The 19,580-nt window shown below is 68.3% G+C and carries 16 protein-coding genes, 1 pseudogene and 2 riboswitches; of the genes and pseudogenes, 7 read left to right on the top strand and 10 right to left on the bottom strand.

The window, feature by feature from the left end; all coding sequences use genetic code 11:
* Position 1 precedes the first annotated feature (1 nt).
* Positions 2-742, top strand: a complete 741-nt coding sequence (locus tag ACFQDH_RS12350; RefSeq protein WP_382401693.1) for a type 1 glutamine amidotransferase — start codon at positions 2-4, stop codon at positions 740-742.
* A gap of 16 nt (positions 743-758) precedes the next feature.
* Here ACFQDH_RS12350 and ACFQDH_RS12355 read toward each other — a convergent pair whose 3' ends face one another.
* Genes ACFQDH_RS12355 through ACFQDH_RS12370 form a run of 4 tightly spaced genes read right to left on the bottom strand, consistent with a single transcriptional unit; the run spans position 759 to position 3,201 of the window.
* Positions 759-1,559, bottom strand: a complete 801-nt coding sequence (locus ACFQDH_RS12355) for a tyrosine-protein phosphatase (protein WP_382401695.1) — start codon at positions 1,557-1,559, stop codon at positions 759-761.
* 9 nt (positions 1,560-1,568) lie between these two features.
* On the bottom strand, positions 1,569-1,883 hold the full coding sequence (locus ACFQDH_RS12360; protein ID WP_382401697.1) for an AzlD domain-containing protein: 315 nt from the start codon (positions 1,881-1,883) through the stop codon (positions 1,569-1,571).
* Positions 1,880-2,611 carry an AzlC family ABC transporter permease gene (locus ACFQDH_RS12365; RefSeq protein ID WP_382401699.1) on the bottom strand — a complete coding sequence of 244 codons (732 nt, stop codon included), beginning with the start codon at positions 2,609-2,611 and terminating at the stop codon, positions 1,880-1,882. The genes ACFQDH_RS12360 and ACFQDH_RS12365 overlap by 4 nt, the downstream gene beginning before the upstream one ends.
* Complete coding sequence (locus tag ACFQDH_RS12370) at positions 2,608-3,201, bottom strand: GNAT family N-acetyltransferase (protein ID WP_382401701.1); 594 nt, start codon at positions 3,199-3,201, stop codon at positions 2,608-2,610. The genes ACFQDH_RS12365 and ACFQDH_RS12370 overlap by 4 nt, the downstream gene beginning before the upstream one ends.
* A gap of 96 nt (positions 3,202-3,297) precedes the next feature.
* Here ACFQDH_RS12370 and ACFQDH_RS12375 point away from each other — a divergent pair, with 96 nt between their 5' ends.
* Positions 3,298-4,095, top strand: a complete 798-nt coding sequence (locus ACFQDH_RS12375) for an FAD-binding oxidoreductase (protein ID WP_382401703.1) — start codon at positions 3,298-3,300, stop codon at positions 4,093-4,095.
* Positions 4,096-4,185: 90 nt separating this feature from the next.
* Here ACFQDH_RS12375 and ACFQDH_RS12380 read toward each other — a convergent pair whose 3' ends face one another.
* Positions 4,186-5,136, bottom strand: a complete 951-nt coding sequence (locus ACFQDH_RS12380; RefSeq protein ID WP_382401705.1) for a dihydrofolate reductase — start codon at positions 5,134-5,136, stop codon at positions 4,186-4,188.
* The gene (locus ACFQDH_RS12385; protein WP_382401707.1) at positions 5,133-5,945 is read right to left on the bottom strand and encodes a thymidylate synthase; all 813 of its coding nucleotides are present in this window, start codon (positions 5,943-5,945) and stop codon (positions 5,133-5,135) included. The genes ACFQDH_RS12380 and ACFQDH_RS12385 overlap by 4 nt, the downstream gene beginning before the upstream one ends.
* A 312-nt stretch (positions 5,946-6,257) precedes the next feature.
* On the opposite strand from ACFQDH_RS12385, the gene dapA reads away from it, so the two are divergent.
* Both dapA and ACFQDH_RS12395 read left to right on the top strand, forming a co-directional pair.
* Positions 6,258-7,154 (top strand): 4-hydroxy-tetrahydrodipicolinate synthase, encoded by an 897-nt coding sequence (dapA, locus tag ACFQDH_RS12390; RefSeq protein ID WP_382401709.1) that lies wholly within the window; start codon positions 6,258-6,260, stop codon positions 7,152-7,154.
* Entirely contained in the window at positions 7,151-8,836 is a 1,686-nt protein-coding gene (locus tag ACFQDH_RS12395) for a ribonuclease J (protein ID WP_382401711.1), read from the top strand. The genes dapA and ACFQDH_RS12395 overlap by 4 nt, the downstream gene beginning before the upstream one ends.
* A 230-nt stretch (positions 8,837-9,066) precedes the next feature.
* Here the strand turns inward: ACFQDH_RS12395 and ACFQDH_RS12400 are convergent, their stop codons facing one another.
* Positions 9,067-9,774 (bottom strand): transglycosylase family protein, encoded by a 708-nt coding sequence (locus tag ACFQDH_RS12400; RefSeq protein ID WP_382401713.1) that lies wholly within the window; start codon positions 9,772-9,774, stop codon positions 9,067-9,069.
* Between the two features lie 4 nt (positions 9,775-9,778).
* Positions 9,779-9,920, bottom strand: a riboswitch (cyclic di-AMP (ydaO/yuaA leader).
* A gap of 296 nt (positions 9,921-10,216) precedes the next feature.
* Here ACFQDH_RS12400 and ACFQDH_RS12405 point away from each other — a divergent pair.
* Positions 10,217-11,218, top strand: coding sequence for an endonuclease/exonuclease/phosphatase family protein (locus ACFQDH_RS12405; protein WP_382401715.1), 1,002 nt, complete (start codon positions 10,217-10,219; stop codon positions 11,216-11,218).
* Here ACFQDH_RS12405 and ACFQDH_RS12410 read toward each other — a convergent pair.
* A complete protein-coding gene (locus ACFQDH_RS12410) occupies positions 11,196-12,584 on the bottom strand; it encodes an aminotransferase class V-fold PLP-dependent enzyme (RefSeq protein WP_382401717.1) in 1,389 nt (462 codons plus the stop codon). The genes ACFQDH_RS12405 and ACFQDH_RS12410 overlap by 23 nt on opposite strands.
* Before the next feature lie 48 nt (positions 12,585-12,632).
* A riboswitch (SAM riboswitch) is annotated at positions 12,633-12,745 on the bottom strand.
* Positions 12,746-13,093: 348 nt separating this feature from the next.
* Here ACFQDH_RS12410 and ACFQDH_RS12415 point away from each other — a divergent pair.
* Together ACFQDH_RS12415 and ACFQDH_RS12420 are read left to right on the top strand one after the other, a co-directional pair.
* Positions 13,094-15,630 (top strand): annotated as a pseudogene (locus tag ACFQDH_RS12415) (FtsK/SpoIIIE family DNA translocase).
* A gap of 25 nt (positions 15,631-15,655) precedes the next feature.
* Complete coding sequence (locus tag ACFQDH_RS12420) at positions 15,656-16,369, top strand: hypothetical protein (RefSeq protein ID WP_382401719.1); 714 nt, start codon at positions 15,656-15,658, stop codon at positions 16,367-16,369.
* Here the strand turns inward: ACFQDH_RS12420 and ACFQDH_RS12425 are convergent.
* Together ACFQDH_RS12425 and ACFQDH_RS12430 are read right to left on the bottom strand one after the other, a co-directional pair.
* A complete protein-coding gene (locus ACFQDH_RS12425) occupies positions 16,359-17,036 on the bottom strand; it encodes a response regulator transcription factor (protein ID WP_382401721.1) in 678 nt (225 codons plus the stop codon). The two genes, ACFQDH_RS12420 and ACFQDH_RS12425, sit on opposite strands and share 11 nt — an antisense overlap.
* On the bottom strand, positions 17,033-19,540 hold the full coding sequence (locus ACFQDH_RS12430; protein WP_382401723.1) for an ATP-binding protein: 2,508 nt from the start codon (positions 19,538-19,540) through the stop codon (positions 17,033-17,035). The genes ACFQDH_RS12425 and ACFQDH_RS12430 overlap by 4 nt, the downstream gene beginning before the upstream one ends.
* Between the last annotated feature and the right edge of the window lie 40 nt (positions 19,541-19,580).

The raw sequence follows: 19,580 nt of genomic DNA on the forward strand, positions 1-19,580 counted from the left end.
GATGACCACTTCCACCGAAACGATCACCCTGACCGTCATACGCAACGATCCGGACAGCGGACCTGGCCGGATCCTCGACTGGAGTGAGGCCGCCGGAGTTGCCGTCGATCTCGTGAAAGCCGACGAAGGCGATGAAATCCCATCAGCCGCAACGGGGTTGGCTGCCGTCGTCATGCTCGGCGGTGGTTTCCTGCCGGACGTCGATGCCCGCAAGCCGTGGTTGCCCGCAGAGCGAGCGCTGACCCGCGACTGTCTCGACCAGGGCGTGCCGGTGCTCGGCATCTGCCTCGGCGCGCAACTACTCGCCCACGTGGGTGGCGGTCGCGTCGAAGGCGACTTCGGTATGCCGGAGAAGGGCGTCACCGAGCTGACGCCCCAGGCGGCCGCCGCGGATGACGCTCTCTTCCAAGAGTTTTCAGCGCCGACCTTCGGGATCGAGAGTCACCGCGACCAGATCACGCAGCTACCGGACGGTGCGCACCTGCTCATGTCGAGCGAGCGATGCCGCAACCAGGCGTTCCGGCTGGGCGACGCCGCGTGGGCCACGCAGTGGCACCCCGAGTCCAGTGCTGCTCGGGTCGCGCAATGGAGCGACGACACGTTGCGCGAACTCGGCTTCACCCCCGCGGACGTGAAGCGCGTCGCGCAGGAGCACGACGAGCAGCTTGAGACGACGTGGCGTGCGTTCTTCGAGCGGTTCCTGGCCGTGGTCAGGGAGTCCGCGCACGCCCGCGTTTCTTGACGGTCGCCGGGCCAGGTCAGGCGACGAGTTTGTCTCGCAGCGCAGCGATTTGATCCTCGGACCAGCCGACGCTTCGTAGCCAGCCGGCCACCGATCCGTAGTCGGCGTCGATCGCCTCGAGGACCCGGGTGATCGTCTCGGGCCGGGAGTGGTGCGCGGTCATCGGGACATCCCGCAGATTGTCGGAGTAGCCGGGCAGCCGCTCCAGCCGGTGCACGATCCGCTCCGTGCGCTCAGTGCTGGCAACGTAATCCGCGACGATCTCCTCGCGGGGGACACCGGCTACGGACAGGGCCATCGCGACGACGGTGCCGGTCCGGTCCTTGCCGGCCGCGCAGTGCACGACGGTGGCACCGCTGCTGGTGGCGATGACCTCGAGCGCGGCGGCGACCGAGTCGGGGCGCCGGGCGAGGTAACTCAGGTAATGGCTGGCCCGGGCGTTGTCGTGCAGCTTGGGCTCGTCGGTGTCGTGCCACGGCAGCACCAGGACGTCGCGGGTGTCTATTTCTTTGTCGTCCGGGAAGAGCGAGTGGTGGTGATGGACGACGGTGTCGAAGTCACGCAGCGGGCCGGGCCCGGTGATCCGCAACTCGACGTCGCTGCGCAGGTCGACCACGTCGGTCAGGCCGTGCCGCTCGATCAGCAGCCTGATGTCTTCGGGAGTGAGGTCCTGCAGGTTGTCCGAGCGGAGCAACCGACCGGGTTGCACCGTGTGGCCGTCGGCGGCGGGTAGGCCGCCCACGTCGCGCATATTGGCGACACCCTCGAGATCGATCCACCGGGGCTCCGTAGAAGACTGGCTCGTCACCTTTCCCACAGTACGACGTCAGCCGATGCCCGCCGCGCGCAGCAGTGCGGCCGTCGCCGCGGCCGCGACGACCACCACGAGGAACGGCGCTCGCAGCGTGAGGCAGACGATCGCGACGGCGAGTCCGGCGGCTCGTGCGTCCAGGGTGATCGATCCGCTGCCCGAGGTGAAGGTCTGGACGGCGATGAGCGCGGCCAACAGCGCGACCGGCAGATAGTGCATGACCCGGTCAGTGAGTGGGTGGTCGAGCACCGATTGCGGGACGACATACCCGGCGAACTTGGTGGCGAAGGAGATCACGCTCGCCAGCAGCACAGTGGTCCAGAGGTTCATATTTCCTCCGCGGTGGTCACCGAGCGGTCCGGCAGGAAGCCGGCGACAACCGCCGCGAGCGCGGCGATCAGCACGGGTATGCCGGACGCCGTGTATGGCGCAACGGCAAGCGCGATCAGGCCGGCTACCACCGCGACGACCTGCGCACGGCGAGTTTGCAACCGCGACCAGACGAGCGCGCAGAATGCCGCAGGTGCAGCAGCGTCCAGGCCGTAGCGTGCCGGGTCGCCCATGGCATTGCCGAGCGCGGCACCGACCGCCGACATCAATCCCCACAACACGAAGACTGAGAGGCCGGTCCACCAGAAACCGACCCGCGACAGCGCGCGGTTCGGCTGGGTGATCGTCACGGCCGTGGACTCGTCGATCGTCAGGTGTGCTGCCGCTGCTCGTCGCCAGCCGGCGACCTGGATGAGCTTGCTCACCTGCAGGCCGTAGAAGCCGTTACGCAGCCCCAGCAGACTGGAGGTGCCGATTGCGCTCGCGCCGGACCCGCCGGCACCGATCACGCCGACGAGTGCGAATTGGGAGCCGCCGCTGAAGAGCAACAGCGACAACGCGACCGCCTGCCAGAAGCTGAGCCCGGCCGCGACAGCCAGAGCGCCATAACTGATGCCGTAGGCACCGGTGGCAACGCCGACCCAAATGCCTTTGCGGGCAACGGCTTTCGACACGTCGTCCGCAGGCGGCGCGGCGTCACCCGTCGCGCCCGCGGAGGTGTCGCTCATGGGCCGGCTGGATCGTCCGAGTCGGACAACGACGCGGTCAGGCGCACCTCGCGAACCGTGCGACCGTCGGCGGCGATGACCCGATCACGCCACGCGCCATCCGGCTTCAGACCCGCGGCCGACACGAACGCGCGAGTCTGGTCTGCGTTCGCGAGCACCCACATCGTCACGTCCTGGAAGTCTCCGGCGCGGAGTGTGTCGACGGCGGCGTTCAGCAGCCGCGAGCCGTTGCCGGTGCCACGGCGCTCGGGACTGACTCCGAAGGTGAAGATCTCCCCGGTGTGCTGGGTCGGCACGTCGGCGTCGGTGAGCTCGACTGTCTCGGGTATGGCGGCCGGCCCTATCGCGGCGAAGCCGACGACGGTGGCTCCCTCAGTTGCCACCAATAAGCGATGCAGCGGCGTGGGCGGATTGCGCAGCGACTGGCGCCACGCGGGTTCGAAGGCCGCCGGGGTGAACGCATCCCGGACCTCGGCGTCCACCAGTGGGCCGTAGGCGTCGCGCCATACAGCGGCCTGCACGTGGGCTACTGCGGGAACATCGTTCGGGCGGGCAGTGCGCACCCCGGCATCGCTGGTGGGGGAGTTCATCCGGTCAGCTTTTCATCCTCGCCGGACCGGGCCGCGGCGGCCCTACGGTGGGTGCCTGACCGGCATACCCGCTCGATCTGAGAGGCTTCCCTCGTTGTGAGTCTGTTGAAGTCCTCCGGAGTGCGGCATCGCCGCCCGCAGTTCCACCCGCTGACCGTCGCCGGCATCCAGCGGCTCACCGAGCGTGCCGTCGCGATCACCTTCGACATACCGGAGGACCTGCGTGACACCTTCCGCTTCCAGCCGGGCCAGCACCTGACGCTGCGCGCCGAGATCAACGGCGCCGACGTGCGCCGCTCCTACTCGATCTGTATGTCGCGTGCGCAGGCTGCCGCGAGCGGCCAGCTGCGGATCGCTTCGAACGAGGTGGACGGTGGCGCGATGTCGGTGTGGCTCAACCGCGTCGTCGAGGTGGGGGACCGGATCGCGGTGCTGGCACCGCTGGGTGATTTCGTCTGCCCGACCGTCGACACCGAGCGAGAAATCGTCGCGGTCGCGGCGGGCTCCGGCATCACACCGGTCATCTCGCTGGTCCGCACGATGCTTGAGGACGAGCCGGGCTCGGTCGTCACGCTGATCTTCGGCAATCGGACACCGAAGAGCACGATGTTCCGGGAGGAGTTGGAGTCGCTCGCGGACAACTACTCTGCGCGGTTCGACCTCATCGAGGTGTTCTCCCGTGACACGTCGACGTCGAGGGACCCGCTCCTGGCCGGCAGGATCGACGGCGCGAAGGTGCGCCAGATCCTGCGTCGATCCGGGGTGGCGGTCTCCGAGGTCGACGAGTGGTTCCTGTGCGGGCCGACCGGCCTGGTGGACGACGTGCGAGCCGCGGTGGTGGGCGACGGCGCAGACCCGGACACCGTGCACCACGAGGAGTTCTTCCAGACGTGATGTCCACCGACTGACGCACGTGGCGCCCAGTGACGCAGTTGCAACTGCGTCACTCGGCGTGGAATGCGTCAGTCGGCAAGGTGGGAGCGTTCAGTCGAAAAGTGTTGTGGCCGAGTCGGTTTCGAAGAAGGCACGCACGAGCGGCCGGTGGGCAGGAATGATCGGCAGGCGGGCAGCTTCCTCCCGGGTGAACCACGCCGACTCGGTCACTTCATTCGAGGTGCCGGCCGTTCCCGCAATGACGTGCGCGCGGAAGCACACCCCGAAGATCGCCCGCCGACGACCGTCCGGATAGACGATGACGATGTCCGGGTTGCTGTATGCCGACAGCACCGAGTCGACGGCCACCTGCAATCCCGTCTCCTCGCTGGCCTCGCGGACCGCCGCCTCGGACCAGCTCTCGCCGACCTCTGCGCCGCCGCCGGGCAGACACCACAGGCCGTTGTCCTCGCGCCGGGTGAGCAGCAACCGGTCACCGTCGCCGATGGCACAGCTGGCACCGGCCTTGATCTCGGTGGCTCCGGCCTCGGCCGACGCCGCGATGCGCGGGCCGACGTCGACCTGCGCGCGCGGTTTGCGGCGCTCGTAGGTCAGCACCGTCCAACCGTCGTGCGGCTCGCGGGAGGCCTCCCGCCATACGGGGGAATCGGTCAGAGGCCAACCGGGGAAAAACGTGTCACCCTCGGGGTCCAACGGGATCTCGGACAACACCATCCGGTCGGCGTATGGCGCGAAGAGCTCCCACACCTGGCCGCCGCCCGTCACGAAGAAGTCTTCGTCCCCGACCAGGAACAGCGCCTCATCGACGGAGTGCGCGACCTCGACGCCGTCCGCCGACCAGTCGGGGTCACGGGTGAGCACGATGTGCCGCCGCCCGGGCAACAGACCGTGCGACTCGAAGGTGCGCCGTCCCATCACCATCGGATGGCCCATGGTCGCGGCCTTGAAACCCTGCTGCTCGCCGGGCACCCGCCACGGCATTTTTCCGTCACGGCCGACGACGCCGTTGCGCGCGACGGCGGCGATGAAGGAAATCGTCATACCGCGATCGAGGCTTTGATGGTGGGTGCGGCGACGTAGTCCTCGAGCGCGATGTCCGGCAGGTCGAAAGCGTCGAGCTCGCGGATCTGCGGGTTGAGGCGCAGCGTCGGCAGCGGTCCCGGCTCACGGGTCAGCTGCAGCCGGGCCTGGTCGAGGTGGTTGAGGTAGAGGTGCGCGTCGCCGATGGTGTGCACGAACTCACCGGGCACCAGGTCGGTCACCTGCGCGACCATCGCGGTCAGCAGCGCGTATGACGCAATGTTGAACGGCACGCCCAGGAAGATGTCGGCCGAGCGCTGGTAGAGCTGGCAGGACAGCGAGCGCCGGCCGTCGGCCGTCTCGGCGCCGACGTAGAACTGGAACATCGTGTGGCACGGCGGCAGCGCCATGTCGTCGACGTCGGCGACGTTCCAGGCGGAGACGATGTGTCGCCGCGAGTCGGGGTTGGTGCGCAGTCCGTCGATCAGCCGGGTGATCTGGTCGATCGAGCCGCCGTCCGGCGTCGGCCAGGAGCGCCACTGGTGGCCGTAGACCGGCCCGAGGTCGCCGTTGGCGTCGGCCCACTCGTCCCAAATGGAGATCTTGCGGTCGTGGAGCCACTGCACGTTGGTGTCGCCGCGCAGGAACCACAGCAGCTCACCGATGATCGAGCGCAGGTGCAGCTTCTTGGTGGTCAGCGCGGGGAAGCCGGCGGTCAGGTCGAAGCGCATCTGATGCCCGAAGACCGACAGCGTGCCGGTGCCCGTGCGGTCGTCCTTGCGAGTGCCTTCGGCGATGACCCGATCGAGGAGGTCGAGATACTGCTTCACGGCTCCAGACGCTATCAGCGCGCACCGACGACGAGCCGTCCGAGCACCGGCGACGAGCCGACGACGAACCGTCGAACGGGTGCCGGACGGGCCTCCGACATACAACGTGGACGGTCGTTACCGAATGTGACCCAGATCACATTCGGAAGTTGTAACGCTTTCAACTGACGCCCGATGTAACCGTTGATCGCGTCGTCACCCGGACCCCCGAGCGGGTGACGACGCGATTAATCATTTCCCGGCCGTGCCGACACTGCTCGGCACGCGGAAGGGCTCCGCGCTCGACCCGCCATCGCCGCTAGCCTGAGCCTTATGACGCAGCCTTCCGCCAACCCCTTCGGCACCATGATCACCGCAATGGTCACGCCCATGCGCGACGACGGCTCACTCGACCTGGACGGTGCGCAGAAGCTCGCGACACACCTCGTCGACGAGGGGAACGACGGCATCCTGGTCAACGGCACAACCGGCGAGTCCGCGACCACCACGGACCAGGAGAACATCGATGTCGTCCGAGTCGTCGCCGAAGCGGTCGGCGATCGCGCGATCGTGATGGCCGGCGTGGGCACCAACGACACCGCCCACTCCGTGGCCGCCGCTCGCAGCCTAGCCGACGCTGGCGCGCGTGCCGCCCTCATCGTCACGCCCTACTACAACAAACCGCCGCAGGCCGGGCTGCTCGAGCACTACCGCACCGTGGCCGCGGCGACCGACCTCCCGGCGATGGCCTACGACATACCCGGACGTACTGGCACCGCATTGGCGCCCGACACCATCCGAGCCTTGGCCGAGGTGCCCAACATCAAGGCGCTCAAGGATGCCAAGGGCGACCTGGCGATGAGCGCGCCGCTGATGGTCGAGACCGGACTGCTCTGGTACTCCGGCGACGACGCGCTCAACCTGCCCTGGCTGGCGCTGGGCGCGACCGGCATGGTGAGCACGGTTGGTAACGTCGCAAGTGCCACCCTGGTCTCGTTGCTGCGCGCCGTCGTGGCCGGCGACCTGCCCGCCGCACGCGCGATCAACCACCAGCTCGGACCAGTGATCAGGGCCGTCATGAACGTCACCCAGGGCACCATCCAGGCCAAGGCCGCACTGCGCCTCATGGGCGTGATCAACTCCGACTTCTGCCGGCTCCCATTGGTGCCGGCACCCGAAGAACACCGCGCGATCCTGCGCGATGCACTGACTACGCAAGGACTGATGTGAGCCATCCCCATCCCGAACTCGAAGAGCCGCCGGCACTGCCCAAGGGCGGTGTGCGGGTAGTCCCGCTGGGCGGGCTCGGCGAGGTCGGCCGCAACATGACGGTCGTGGAGTATGACGGGAGGCTTCTCGTCGTCGACTGCGGCGTGCTCTTCCCCGAGGACCACCCGGGCGTCGACCTGATCCTGCCCGACTTCGACTACATCGCCGACCGCCTCGACGACATCGAGGCGATCGTGTTGACGCACGGTCACGAGGACCACATCGGTGCCGTGCCCTATCTGCTGCGCCTCAAGCCGGACATCCCACTGATCGGCTCGACCCTGACGCTTGCGCTGATTGAGGCCAAGCTCAAGGAACACCGGATCAAGCCCTACACCCTCGCGGTGAAGGAGGGCGGCAACGAGAAGCTCGGGGTCTTCGACTGTGACTTCATCGCGGTCAACCACTCGATCCCGGACGCGCTCGCAGTCTTCGTCAAGACCGGCGGCGGCAATCTGCTGATCACCGGCGACTTCAAGATGGACCAGCTGCCGCTGGACGGCCGAATCACCGACCTGCGGGCGTTCGCCAAGGCGGGGGAGGAGGGCGTCGATCTCTTCCTGACCGACTCGACCAACGCCGAGGTCCCCGGCTTCACCACTCCGGAGCGCAACATCGCGCCCGCCATCGAGCGCGTCTTCCAGCAGGCCGAGCGGCGGATCATCGTCGCTTGCTTCTCCTCGCACGTGCACCGCGTGCAGCAGGTGCTCGATGCCGCCGCCAAGCATGGCCGCAAGGTCGCGTTCGTCGGTCGGTCGATGCTGCGCAACATGGGCATCGCCGCAGAGTTGGGCTACCTGCACGTGCCTGACCGGGTGCTGGTCGACCTGAAGAAGATCGACCGGTTCGCCGACAACCAGATCGTGCTGGTGTCGACCGGTTCGCAGGGTGAGCCGATGGCGGCGCTGTCCCGTATGGCGGCCGGCGACCACAACACCATCGAGATCGGTCCGGGCGACACGGTGCTGATGGCGTCGTCCCTCATCCCGGGCAACGAGAACGCCGTCTATCGGGTCATCAACGGTCTGATGCGACGCGGCGCGAGCGTCATACACAAGGGGAACGCGCTGGTGCACGTTTCCGGGCACGCCAGTGCCGGCGAGCTGCTCTACTGCTACAACATCGTCAAGCCGCGCAACGTCATGCCGATCCACGGCGAATGGCGCCACCTGGTCGCCAACGGTGACCTCGCGGTCGCGACGGGTGTGCCGGCCGAGCGAGTGATCTTGGCCGAGGACGGCGTCGTCGTCGACCTGGTCGACGGACGAGCGCGGATCGTCGGGGCCGTGCCCTGCGGCTACGTGTATGTCGACGGCTCTCTCGTCGGCACGACCGACGAGACGATGCTCAAGGACCGCCGCATCCTGCGGGACGAGGGCTTCGTGACGATCATCGTGGTGCGCGACGCCGACACCGGCAAGATCGTCTCCGGCCCGGAGATCCAGACCCGCGGCTTCGCCGAGGACGACGAGGTCTTCGACAAGGTGCGTCCGAAGCTGGAGGAGGCGCTCGAACAGGCTCGCGAGAAGGGCATCAGCGACACCTACCAACTGCAGCAGGTCATCCGTCGTGCCGTCGGTGGCTTTGTCGGTGGCAAGCTGCGTCGCCGTCCGATGATCATCCCCATCGTCATTGACGCGTAAGGACGTGGCGGCGGTAGCCGCGTAGGGGCCGAGAGGTCAACGGATGTTGTGAGACGCGAATCTCACGACATCCGTTGACCTCTCGGTGTCTCACGGCGCAGATGTGCCGTCGGGGAGGCCGGGTTCGTCATACGCCCAGCACACCACGAACGGCGAAAGCCCCGCCCCACCAGGTGGTGGGACGGGGCTTTCAGTTGTCACTGCCGCGAGGGCAATGACGGACGATCAGATCAGGCCGGCAGGTTCAGGTGCTGGCCGACGAAGATCAGGTTGGGGTTGTTGACGGTGCTCTTGTTGGCACCGAACAGGGTCTGCCAACCACCCTTGATGTGGTAGGTCTGAGCGAGCTTGCTCAGGGTGTCGCCCGGCTTCACCGTGAAGGTCTTGCCCGAGAGGGCGACCTTCGGCGCGGTGTAGACCTTCTTGGGCGCGGTGTAGGTCGGACGCACGCTCGAGCGCGACGTCTTCGGCGCGGAGTAGACCTTCTTCGGCGCGGTGTAGGACTTCTTCGGCGCGGTGTAGGTCGGAGCCGCCTTGGGGGCCGGCGCCGGAGCGACGACCGGCGAGCCGCCACCACGGGTCAGGCCCGCACGCACCGAGCAGACCGGCCAGGCGCCGGGACCCTGCGAAGCGAGGACCTTCTCGGCGATGGAGATCTGAGCCGACTTGCTGGCCAGGTTGGCGTTCGACGCGTACGCGCCACCGCCGTAACCGATCCAGGTCGAGTGGGTGAACTGCAGGCCACCGTAGAAGCCGTTGCCGGTGCTGATGGCCCAGTTGCCACCGCTCTCGCAGGCAGCGACGCGGTCCCAGGTCGAAACCGAGGCGGCGTGGGCGTTGCCAGCAGTGGCGACGCCTGCAGCGGCGAGGGCCGCAGCGGCGGCAACCCCGATGCCGACGGCGCGGGTCGTGGTCTGAGTCTTCTTGCTGAGGTTCATTGATTCCTCTCCTGACGTGCGCATACGGGGTTAGCTGTCGGGTCGGGCTGTCAGGTGCCCGGCAAGCCGTTTCCGGCCTGCTCTCACCCCAAGGCCGCTGTCGCGACCGAAATGGGTTCCCCACCCTCGTTGTGCCTCCGAGACCATCCCGGATCTTGGTGGCCGCCCAACGAGGTTGTGCGCGGCGGGCCACAGGCAAGTACTGAGAACGTGCTGGGTTGCGCGGTCTCTCTGATGGATCGGATCTTCGGCCAGGGGGCGAAGTTTTGAACCACCGAGCGTCGAAGCTACGTGGTCCGCGCCCGATTTCCAAGTCGAACGTGACCATTTCGTGACTTTTCTTGGAAGTGTCGCGAGAGTCACACCTCAACCTGTTGCTTGCGTCACACCAGTCACCTTGATCCCACCCACGCGCCGGGCGCCGGTGAGCGAGAATGCCGACGTGCCCGAATCTCGCCCCCAACCTCGCAACTGGTGGCGTCCCGAGGCGAGGACGGTGCCCTGGTGGGTGCTCGCGGTGTTGCTGGTCCTCGTGGCGCTCGGTGTGCTGGCTCGGTGGCTGGACGCGACCTGGCTGGTGCCGATAGTGCAAGCCTTCTTTCCGGTCTTCGGCGTGTCGGCGCTCGTCCTGCTCGTGGCGGTGGCGGCGATGCGCTACCGCTGGCTGGCGTTATGTGCGTTGGTGGTCGCCATACCCCCTCTCGCATTGGGTATGGCGTCGGTGCGCAGCGACACGGTGGCGGCCGGGCCGCATGACGAGGTCGTGCTGACCCTCAACCTGCAGTACGGCCACGCGAACGCGGCCGAGGTCGTTGCGGCAGCACGCGAGCGCCGGGTGGACACGCTCGTGCTCGAGGAGTGCACGCCCGAGGAGTTGACTGCGCTGCGTCGGCACGGACTGGACGGCGTGCTGCCGCACCAGGCCGGCAGCGCCGAGCCCGGGATCAGGGGCACCGTGGTGCGCAGCAACCATCCGGTGACACTCATCGCAGCGCACCCGGCGGGCCGTTTCCCCAGCATTCCTGACGTGCTGGTGCAGACGCCGCAAGGCGCCTACCGGTTGCGGGCGGTGCACACGCCGGCACCGCTGCCGGACATCGTGCCGGACTGGCGGTCCGCGCTGCGGTCACTCACCCGATGGCGTGCGGAGCTGCCCGCGAAGCAACCGCTGGTGATGGCCGGCGATTTCAACGCGTCCTCGGCGATGCCGGGTTTCCGCGAACTCGCCGACGGGCTGACCGACAGCAGTCGCGCGACCGGCTCGGGCTGGACGCGGACCTGGCCCCGCGGCGCGTGGCTTCCGCCGTTCATCCAGCTGGATCACGTGCTGACCCGCGGCTTCGGTGTCGTGGCCGACGGCACCATCGACGTGAGCGGCACCGACCACCGCGGCTACTGGGCCAGGTTGCGCTTCGAGCCGGTCACCAGGGCAGCGGCTCGCTGAGGTCGCGTGGGTCGGCCGGAGCCGACCAGCCCTCGTCGGTGTGCACGTAGGACAACGCCGGGCCGTGCTCGACCAGTCGCCGGACCGCCGCCACCAGCCGGTCGACGTGCTCACCGTTGGTGGCCAGACCGAGGCTCGCGCGTATGGCGCACGCCCCGTCGCCGACGACGGCGTCGCACAACAGATGCGCGCAGAACCTGCCGTCACGAACCGCGATGGCGTCCTCGTCGGCCAGCACCTGCGAGACCAGCGACGGGTCATAACCCTCGACCGTGAAGGTGACGACGCCGACGTTGGGCCGGTCGCCGAGCACCTCGACGATGCTGACCCGATCGATGGCGGCCAGTCCGGCACGGAGTCGGCCGTGCAGCTGCGCCTCGTGCGCCCCGATGGTCGCGCGGTGCGTCTGCAAGGTCGCGCAGGCCGCCGCGATCGTAATGGCACCAACGGCGTTCGGGGTGCCGCCCTCGTGGCGGGCCGGGCCCAACTGCCACTGCGTGTGGTCGTGGTGCACCCGGGACGTGGCGCCACCGGCCGGCAGGTAGGGCTCCGCGGCGTCCAGCCAGTCGCTGCGTCCGGCGAGCACGCCCGCGCCATACGGGGCATAGAGCTTGTGGCCGGAGAAGGCGACCCAGTCGACGCCGAGCACGTCGAGGTCGATCTCGACATGCGGTGCGTACTGCGCGGCGTCCAGGACAGTTCTTGCCCCGAACTCCCTTGCAACAGCTACGAGTTCGGTCACTGGCCAGATCTCGCCGGTGACGTTGCAGGCGCCGGTGATCACGACGAGGCGCTCGCCTTCGGGCGATCTCTCGAGCGCTTCGCGCAGCAGCTGTATGGCGTGCTGCTCGCTCGTCGGCACAGGCAGTCGGGTGGTGCGGTCCTGCGCCCACGGCAGGAGCGCTGCGTGATGCGCCGACTCCCAGGCGAAGACCTGGGTGTCCCGCGGCAGGCAGTGGGCGAGCAGTCGCAGCGCGTCGGTGGTGTTGCGGGTGAAGACGACCTCGTCGCCGCTGCGGGCTCCCACGAAGTCCGCGACCTGCGCACGAGCGGCCTCGAACCAGCCGGTGGTGACCTGGCTGGCGTAGCCGGCGCCGCGGTGCACGGACCCGTAGCGGCGTTGCACCTGCTCCGCGGCCTCTGCGACAGCGACCAGCGCCGGCGTGGTGGCGCCGTGATCGAAGTTGGCGTAGTCGGTGACGGTGTGGTGCACGGTCGGCACGCCGAGATCGGCGGACACCGTCCTCGGCAGGCCGTCGGCGGCCTTCCGCTTGCGGTGGGTCCCGGCGGCGGGCACGCCCAGTTGCCGGGCGGTCTCGTGCTGTTCTGTGGCGTCCTGCTCAGGGTCGATGCTGATGATGCTCAACGGCTGCTCCTTGGCCGATCAGGGATCGACGAGGGCACGTGCAGGGCCGATCCGCGCTTGCCGACGTGTTGTCACGTCCGCCCGGTCGTCACCCGGAGCACCCCACCGCGGTGGAGGGTTGCCGCTCAGCTAGCCGGGGCTTGACGCTGAGACTCATGACCTGGGAACAAATGTAGCCGCAGCCCCCGCGACGTCGTCAAACCTGTCCCGCGGAGTGGGAAGGCGTGTCGTGCTGCTGTCGGCGCTTGCGGCGTGTTTCCCATGGGGCGGATGGGGTTGTCGCGTACGGTGTTTTCGTGGCTACCCGTCCGTCCTCGTCGACAACGACCGCGCGCGCGACCCGAAGCAAATCCGGGTCGAGCGGAGCCGGTTCGCGCTCCCGACCCGCGTCGGGGCGCACTTCGACGCGCCCGCCCGCCAAGAAGGCGACCGGCGCGAAGGCCCGGGCCGGCGGCAAGCCGGCCGGTGGTGGACTGCCGTTCCCGCTTCGCGCGGCCCGCGGCACCTGGATGGGTGTCGCACACGTCGCCGGCGGTGCAGCGCGCCGAGTCGGTCACTCGGCCCGCGATCTCGAGCCGGAGCTGCGGCGTGACGGCCTCGGCTTCGCGCTGATCGCCGCGGCCATCGTCATCGCTGCCCGCGAATGGTGGGGGCTGACCGGTGCGGCGGGTGACGTCATACACGCCATCGTCGCGGGGACCTTCGGTCTCGGCGCGCTCGTGCTGCCCCTGGTCCTCGTCCTGATCGGTGTCCACCTGATGCGCTCGCCGCGCGGGGACCAAGCCACCAACCGGGTGATGGTCGGGCTTGCGCTGTTCGCGATCGCGGTCTGCGGTGTCACGAGCATCGCCAAGGACATCCCGCAGCCGAGCGAGACCGACGCGTTGCGCGGCGCCGGCGGCATCATCGGATTCTTGGCCAGCAGTCCGCTCGTGGCAGCGGTGCACACAGCCGGTGCGATGGCGTTGCTGCTCATCCTGGGCATCTTCAGCGTGCTGGTCATGACCGCGACGCCGGTGACGATGATCCCTGAGCGCCTCGCGCAGCTGCGTGCCCGGCTCTTCGAGCACGGCGGCCCGTATGCCGAGGACGATGAGGCAGTCGACGCGGTGGCGCAGGATCTGCACGGCGACCAGATCGATGGCGGCAAGCGCAAGCGTCGTCGCAAGGCCAAGAACGACGAGCTCGACCCGAGCCTCGATGGCGACGAGCCGTTCGAGCAGGCCGCCACGGTGGTGCCGCGGCGGACGAAGAGCGGACGTGTCCTGCGTCCGGGGGAGAAGGATCCGGGCACGAGCGAGGTCTACAACGTCGACGGCGCCGAGCACGCGCCGAAGGACGAGAAGAAGGCCGCGCCCGCCGACGGGACCCAGGCGATGCCGCTGCCCGGCACGACCGGGACTCCGCCCGAGTCGATCAGCGTGGCGCCCCTGCAGGCTCCTCCGACCACGCCCCTGCCGCAACGCGTCGAGCAGCTCATGCTGGCTGGCGACGTGACCTACACGCTGCCGGGCAACGACCTGTTGAAGCCCGGCAGCCCCCGAAGTCGCGGTCGGCTGCGAACGACCGGGTCGTCGAGGCGCTCACCGACACGATGAATTCCTTCGGCGTCGATGCGCAGGTCACCGGGTTCAGCCGTGGCCCGACGGTCACGCGCTACGAGGTCGAGCTCGGCCAGGGCACCAAGGTCGAGCGCGTCACGGCGCTGTCGAAGAACATCGCGTATGCCGTGGCGTCGGCCGACGTGCGCATCCTGTCGCCGATCCCCGGCAAGTCCGCGATCGGTATCGAGATCCCCAACACCGACCGCGAGAAGGTCAGCCTCGGCGACGTCCTGCGCAGCGGCGCGGCACGGGGCAACGAGCACCCGATGGTGATGGGCGTCGGCAAGGACGTCGAGGGCGGCTACGTCATCGCGAACCTCGCGAAGATGCCCCACCTGTTGGTCGCCGGTGCGACCGGCGCCGGTAAGTCTTCGTTCGTCAACTCCATGATCACCTCGATCATGATGCGTTCGACCCCGGACGAGGTCCGGATGGTGCTGGTCGACCCCAAGCGCGTCGAACTCACGGCATACGAGGGCATTCCGCACCTGATCACACCGATCATCACCAACCCGAAGAAGGCCGCGGAGGCGTTGCAGTGGGTCGTCCGCGAGATGGACACCCGGTATGACGACCTCGCGGCGTTCGGCTTCAAGCACCTCGACGACTTCAACAAGGCGGTGCGCGCCGGCAAGGTGACGCCACCTCCGGGGTCCCAGCGGGTCATGCAGCCCTATCCCTACCTGCTGGTGATCGTCGACGAGCTCGCCGACCTGATGATGGTGGCGCCGCGCGACGTCGAGGAATCGATCGTCCGGATCACCCAGCTGGCGCGCGCGGCCGGCATCCACCTGGTGCTGGCGACGCAGCGGCCGTCGGTCGACGTCGTCACCGGTTTGATCAAGGCCAACGTCCCCAGCCGTATGGCGTTCGCGACATCGTCGCTGGCCGACTCCCGCGTCGTCCTGGACCAGCCCGGTGCGGAGAAGCTGATCGGTCAGGGTGACGCGCTCTTCTTGCCGATGGGCACCTCGAAGCCGATGCGAGTGCAGGGCGCCTGGGTCACCGAGACCGAGGTCCAGGAAGTCGTTGCGCACGTCCGGGAGCAACTGAAGCCGACCTACCGCGACGACGTGGCGGTGACGGCTCCGAAGAAGGAGATCGACGAGGACATCGGCGATGACATCGACCTGCTGTTGCAGGCGGCCGAGCTCGTCGTCAACAGCCAGTTCGGTTCGACATCGATGTTGCAGCGCAAGCTGCGGGTCGGCTTCGCCAAGGCGGGCCGGCTGATGGACCTGATGGAGAGCCGCGGCATCGTGGGGCCGTCGGAGGGTTCGAAGGCGCGTGACGTGCTGATCCGACCGGACGACCTGCCGACGACGCTGGCGTTGCTGCGGGGCGAGGACCCGCCAGCCGCCGAGCAGCCGTATGACGCTGCGGCGGATGGCGATTCGGACGGCAGCGAGGACGCGTGGCAACTCACCAACCGCGGCGACTGACACTCGCTCGTGTGAAGGGCGAACAATGACCGACGACGACGATCGCACCCGGGAGATCCATCGCGACGGGGATCGCTATCGGCCTGCCGGTCAAGGTGATTCGACGCCGCCATCCGCGTATCGACCCCAGCAGCAGCAGCAGCCGCAGCAGGGTGGTGGCGCCTATCCGCCGGCCGGCGGCGGTTACCGGCCGACGGGTCAGGCCCAGCCGTACGCTGCGCCGATGCTCCCGACCGACCGCGGCTCGGGCGGCTTCCCGGCAGCCATCATCGGTGCGGTCGTCGCCACGATCGTCGCCGCTGCCTCGTCATACGCGGGCTACCAGATCCTCAAGAACCACTCGAGCATCGACCCGACGAAGCCGCTCGGTTTCATCACCTACCACCTGAACATGCTGCCGTGGCCGTCCGGCGGCGGCAGCGACCTGACGACCGCGTTCGTCGTCGGCGTGCTGATCGTCCTCGTGATCAGTGTGCTGCTGATGATGGCCGCCGCGATGTCGACCCGCGCCGGCACAGGAGGTTTCGCGCTCTTCCTCGCAGCGTGGATGGCGTCGGTCATCGCGGGAGGGGTTGCCCGTCCGGTCGCCGGCGTGATCGCGCGGCACGGCTCGTCACAGAACGCCGCCTGGCAGAGCGATCTCAACACCGGCGTGCTCTGGGGTGTGATGTTCGGCTGGGTCGCGGCATTGGTGCTGGTCATCGTGCATGCCCTGAGACGTAAGCCCGTCACACGTTGAAGCGGTAACCCTGGCCGGGGTCCGTGAGCAAATAGCGCGGCACCGCGGGGTCCGGCTCCAGCTTGCGCCGTAGGCCTGCGACATACACCCGCAGGTAGTGGGTGTCCTTCTCGTAGCCCGGACCCCACACCTCCCGCAGCAGCTCGGCCTGACTCACGAGACGTCCGGGCTGAATCGCCAATGTTTCCAACAAATGCCACTCGGTGGGCGTCAGCCTCATCGGCGCCCCGTCGCGCAGCGCGATTCGCTCGGGGAAGTCGAGTGCGAAGTGCGCGGTGCGGACGGGATCCGCGTGCGGGGTGCTGACGGTCCGGCGGCGGACCGCCGCACGGACCCGGGCGAGCAACTCGTCCATGCCGAACGGTTTGGTGACGTAGTCGTCGGCGCCCTCGTCGAGTGCTTCGACCTTGTCGTCGGAGTCGTGCCGGGCCGACAGCACGATGATCGGCAGCTCACTGGTGCGCCGAATCCGCCGGATGACATCCACGCCGTCGATGTCCGGCAGGCCGAGGTCGAGCACCACCACGTCCGGAGCGTCTTCGGCGATGCATTGCAGTGCGGTGCGACCGTCGAAGGCATGCGTGACCTCGTAGTCGCGGGCTCGCAGGTTGATGCTGAGCGTCCGCACCAGGGCCGGCTCGTCGTCGACCACCAGAACCTTCGTCATCCGGTCGCTCCTTGGTCGGTCACCGGCAATCGCACGCACATGGTGAGGCCGCCGCCAGGGGTGTCCTCGGCCTCCAGTGTGCCGTCCATCGCCTCGGTCAGTCCCTTGGAAACGGCGAGTCCGAGGCCGACCCCGTCGCCGCGAGGACTGTCGCCATACCGCTGGAAGGGCGCGAAGATGCCGGTGCGCTGGGACTCCGGCACGCCCGGGCCGCGGTCGATCACCCGGATCTCGACCCACTTGCCGAGGCGCTCACCGGTCAGCACGACCTCCTGCCGACCCGGGGAATAGCGCAGCGAGTTCTCCAGCAGGTTCGCCAGCACCCGCTCGGCGAGGCCGGTGTCGGCAACGCAGCTGATCTCGGGGTCAGGGAGCCAGACGTGCACGCGTTCGGGTGCGCTCAGCGAACGCAGGGTGATCGCGAGGAGATCGGCGACCAGCACGTCATCGGTGCGGGCCGTGATGCTGCCCGACTGGATGCGTGACATGTCGAGCAGGTTCTCGATCAGGCCGTCGAGCCGATCGGTAGCTCCCTCAATGGTTTCCAGCAACTCTCGTTGATCGGCGGCGGACAGCTGTATGTCGGTGCTGCGCAGGCTGGACACCCCCGCCTTGATCGCCGACAACGGAGTGCGCAGGTCGTGGGACACGGCCGCGAGCAAGGCAGCACGTGATCGGTTGTCCTTCGCCAGCCCTGCCGCCGCGGCCGCCTGTCGCGCCAACTCGTTGCGGTGGAGTATGGCGGCCGCCACGCTCGCATAGGCCTCCATCAGCCGCTGCTGGCTCGCATCGACGACATCGCCGTCGAGCACCAGTTGGTGCTCGTCGTCGATCGACACCCGACTCAGCGGTGCGTCCAGGTCGGCCAGTGGGACCGAGCCGCTGACCATGACCGGCTGTCCGGGCACGCCGGTGCGAGTCGTCCGAACGATGGCCGCACCGCCTGTGGAGAAGATGTCCCGAGCCTGCTCCAGCAGCTCCGGTAGCGGGTCCTTCACCGCCAGCAGCGAGTGGGTCAGCTCGGCGAGCACCCGTGAATCGTATTCAGCAGCAACCGATTGCGCGGTCCGGCGGACAGCGAGGTGCACCACCGCGGCCACGGATGCCGCGACGACGAGGAAGACGATCAACGCGGCCACGTTCTGCGGCTGATTGATCGTGAACGCTCCGGTCGGGGGAGCGAAGAACCAGTTGAGCGCCAGGCTCGCCAACACTGCTGTCGCGACGCCGGGCCGGATGCCGCCGACGATCGCGGTGAGGACAGTGAACGCGAGGTAGATCAACACTTCGAGGGGCAGTGCGTGCCATGGGTCCGTGGCGTCCAGCAACGCTGTCAGCAGCGCCAGACCCACGGTGGCGAGCAGCCAGCCGCCGATCTCGCGTGGGCGACCGACTCCTCCCCAGGTGATCGCCGGACGTCGGCCGCCGTGCGCCAGCTCGTGAGTCACCATGAGTACGTCGATGTCGCCGGACCCGTCGACCACGGTGTCTCCCACGCCCCGGCCGAAGATGCGTTGCAGGCTGGTTCGACGGGACGCACCGACGATGATCTGCGAGGCGTTGACCCCGCGGGCGAACTCCAGGATCGCCTCACCGACGTCGGAACCGGTGACGATGTGCATCGTGCCGCCGAGTTCGGTCACCAATTGCCTTGTCATTGCAGCTGATTCGGGCCGGACGTCGCGCAGCCCCGAGTCGGCCAGGACCTGCACGGCATACAGCTCACCACCGGCGCCGCGTCCGGCGAGGCGCGCTCCGCGACGTAGGAGTGTCTCCTGCTCGGGGCCGCCGGTCAGGGCGACGACCACACGCTCACGGACCGGCCAGATCGACTCGATGTCGTGATCGTCGCGGTAGCGGGCCAGCGCCTCGTCCACCCGGTCGGCCGTCCAGAGCAGCGCGAGCTCGCGCAGCGCCGACAGGTTGCCGCCGCGGAAGTAGTTGGCCAAGGCGGCGTCGACACGCTCGGCCGGGTAGACGTGACCGTGTGCCAGACGCCGGCGAAGGGCCTCCGGGGTCATGTCGACGAGCTCGATCTGGTCGGCGGCGCGGACCACCGCGTCCGGCACGGTCTCTTGTTGGCGGACGCCGGTGATCTGAAAGACCGCGTCGTTCAACGACTCCAGATGCTGGACGTTGACCGTGGACAGGACGTCGATGCCGGCCTCGAGCAACCGATCGATGTCCTGCCAGCGTCGTTCGCGCGGCCCGCCGATCTTGCGGTGTGCCAGCTCGTCGACGAGCACGACGTCGGGGCGCCGCCGCAGAACTGCGTCCACGTCGAGCTCGTGGATGGTTGTGCCGCCGTGCTGAATCTCTTGCAGCGGAACGACTTCCAGGCCTTCGAGCTGTTCGGCGGTGTAAGCCCGGTCGTGGGTCTCGACGATGCCGACGACGACATCGGTGCCACGGTGCTGCCTTCTGCGGCCTTCCTGCAGCATCTTGACCGTCTTGCCCACGCCGGGGGCAGCACCGAGGTAGATGCGAAGCCGACCGCGCGTCATACGCCGATTGTCTCGTGGCCGGCCCGGTGTGTCGCCACTG

The organism is Flexivirga alba, from assembly GCF_042661025.1.
Taxonomy (GTDB): Bacteria; Actinomycetota; Actinomycetes; order Actinomycetales; family Dermatophilaceae; genus Flexivirga; species Flexivirga alba.

Excerpts from the sequence above, each read along its gene's own strand:
- ACFQDH_RS12380 (WP_382401705.1), bottom strand. The coding sequence starts at position 5,136 with ATGACGATTTCCTTCATCGCCGCCGTCGCGCGCAACGGCGTCGTCGGC.
- ACFQDH_RS12425 (WP_382401721.1), bottom strand. The coding sequence starts at position 17,036 with ATGACGAAGGTTCTGGTGGTCGACGACGAGCCGGCCCTGGTGCGGACG.
- ACFQDH_RS12360 (WP_382401697.1), bottom strand. The coding sequence starts at position 1,883 with ATGAACCTCTGGACCACTGTGCTGCTGGCGAGCGTGATCTCCTTCGCC.
- ACFQDH_RS12400 (WP_382401713.1), bottom strand. The coding sequence starts at position 9,774 with ATGAACCTCAGCAAGAAGACTCAGACCACGACCCGCGCCGTCGGCATC.
- ACFQDH_RS12420 (WP_382401719.1), top strand. The coding sequence starts at position 15,656 with ATGACCGACGACGACGATCGCACCCGGGAGATCCATCGCGACGGGGAT.
- ACFQDH_RS12365 (WP_382401699.1), bottom strand. The coding sequence starts at position 2,611 with ATGAGCGACACCTCCGCGGGCGCGACGGGTGACGCCGCGCCGCCTGCG.
- ACFQDH_RS12370 (WP_382401701.1), bottom strand. The coding sequence starts at position 3,201 with ATGAACTCCCCCACCAGCGATGCCGGGGTGCGCACTGCCCGCCCGAAC.
- dapA (WP_382401709.1), top strand. The coding sequence starts at position 6,258 with ATGACGCAGCCTTCCGCCAACCCCTTCGGCACCATGATCACCGCAATG.
- ACFQDH_RS12430 (WP_382401723.1), bottom strand. The coding sequence starts at position 19,540 with ATGACGCGCGGTCGGCTTCGCATCTACCTCGGTGCTGCCCCCGGCGTG.
- ACFQDH_RS12350 (WP_382401693.1), top strand. The coding sequence starts at position 2 with ATGACCACTTCCACCGAAACGATCACCCTGACCGTCATACGCAACGAT.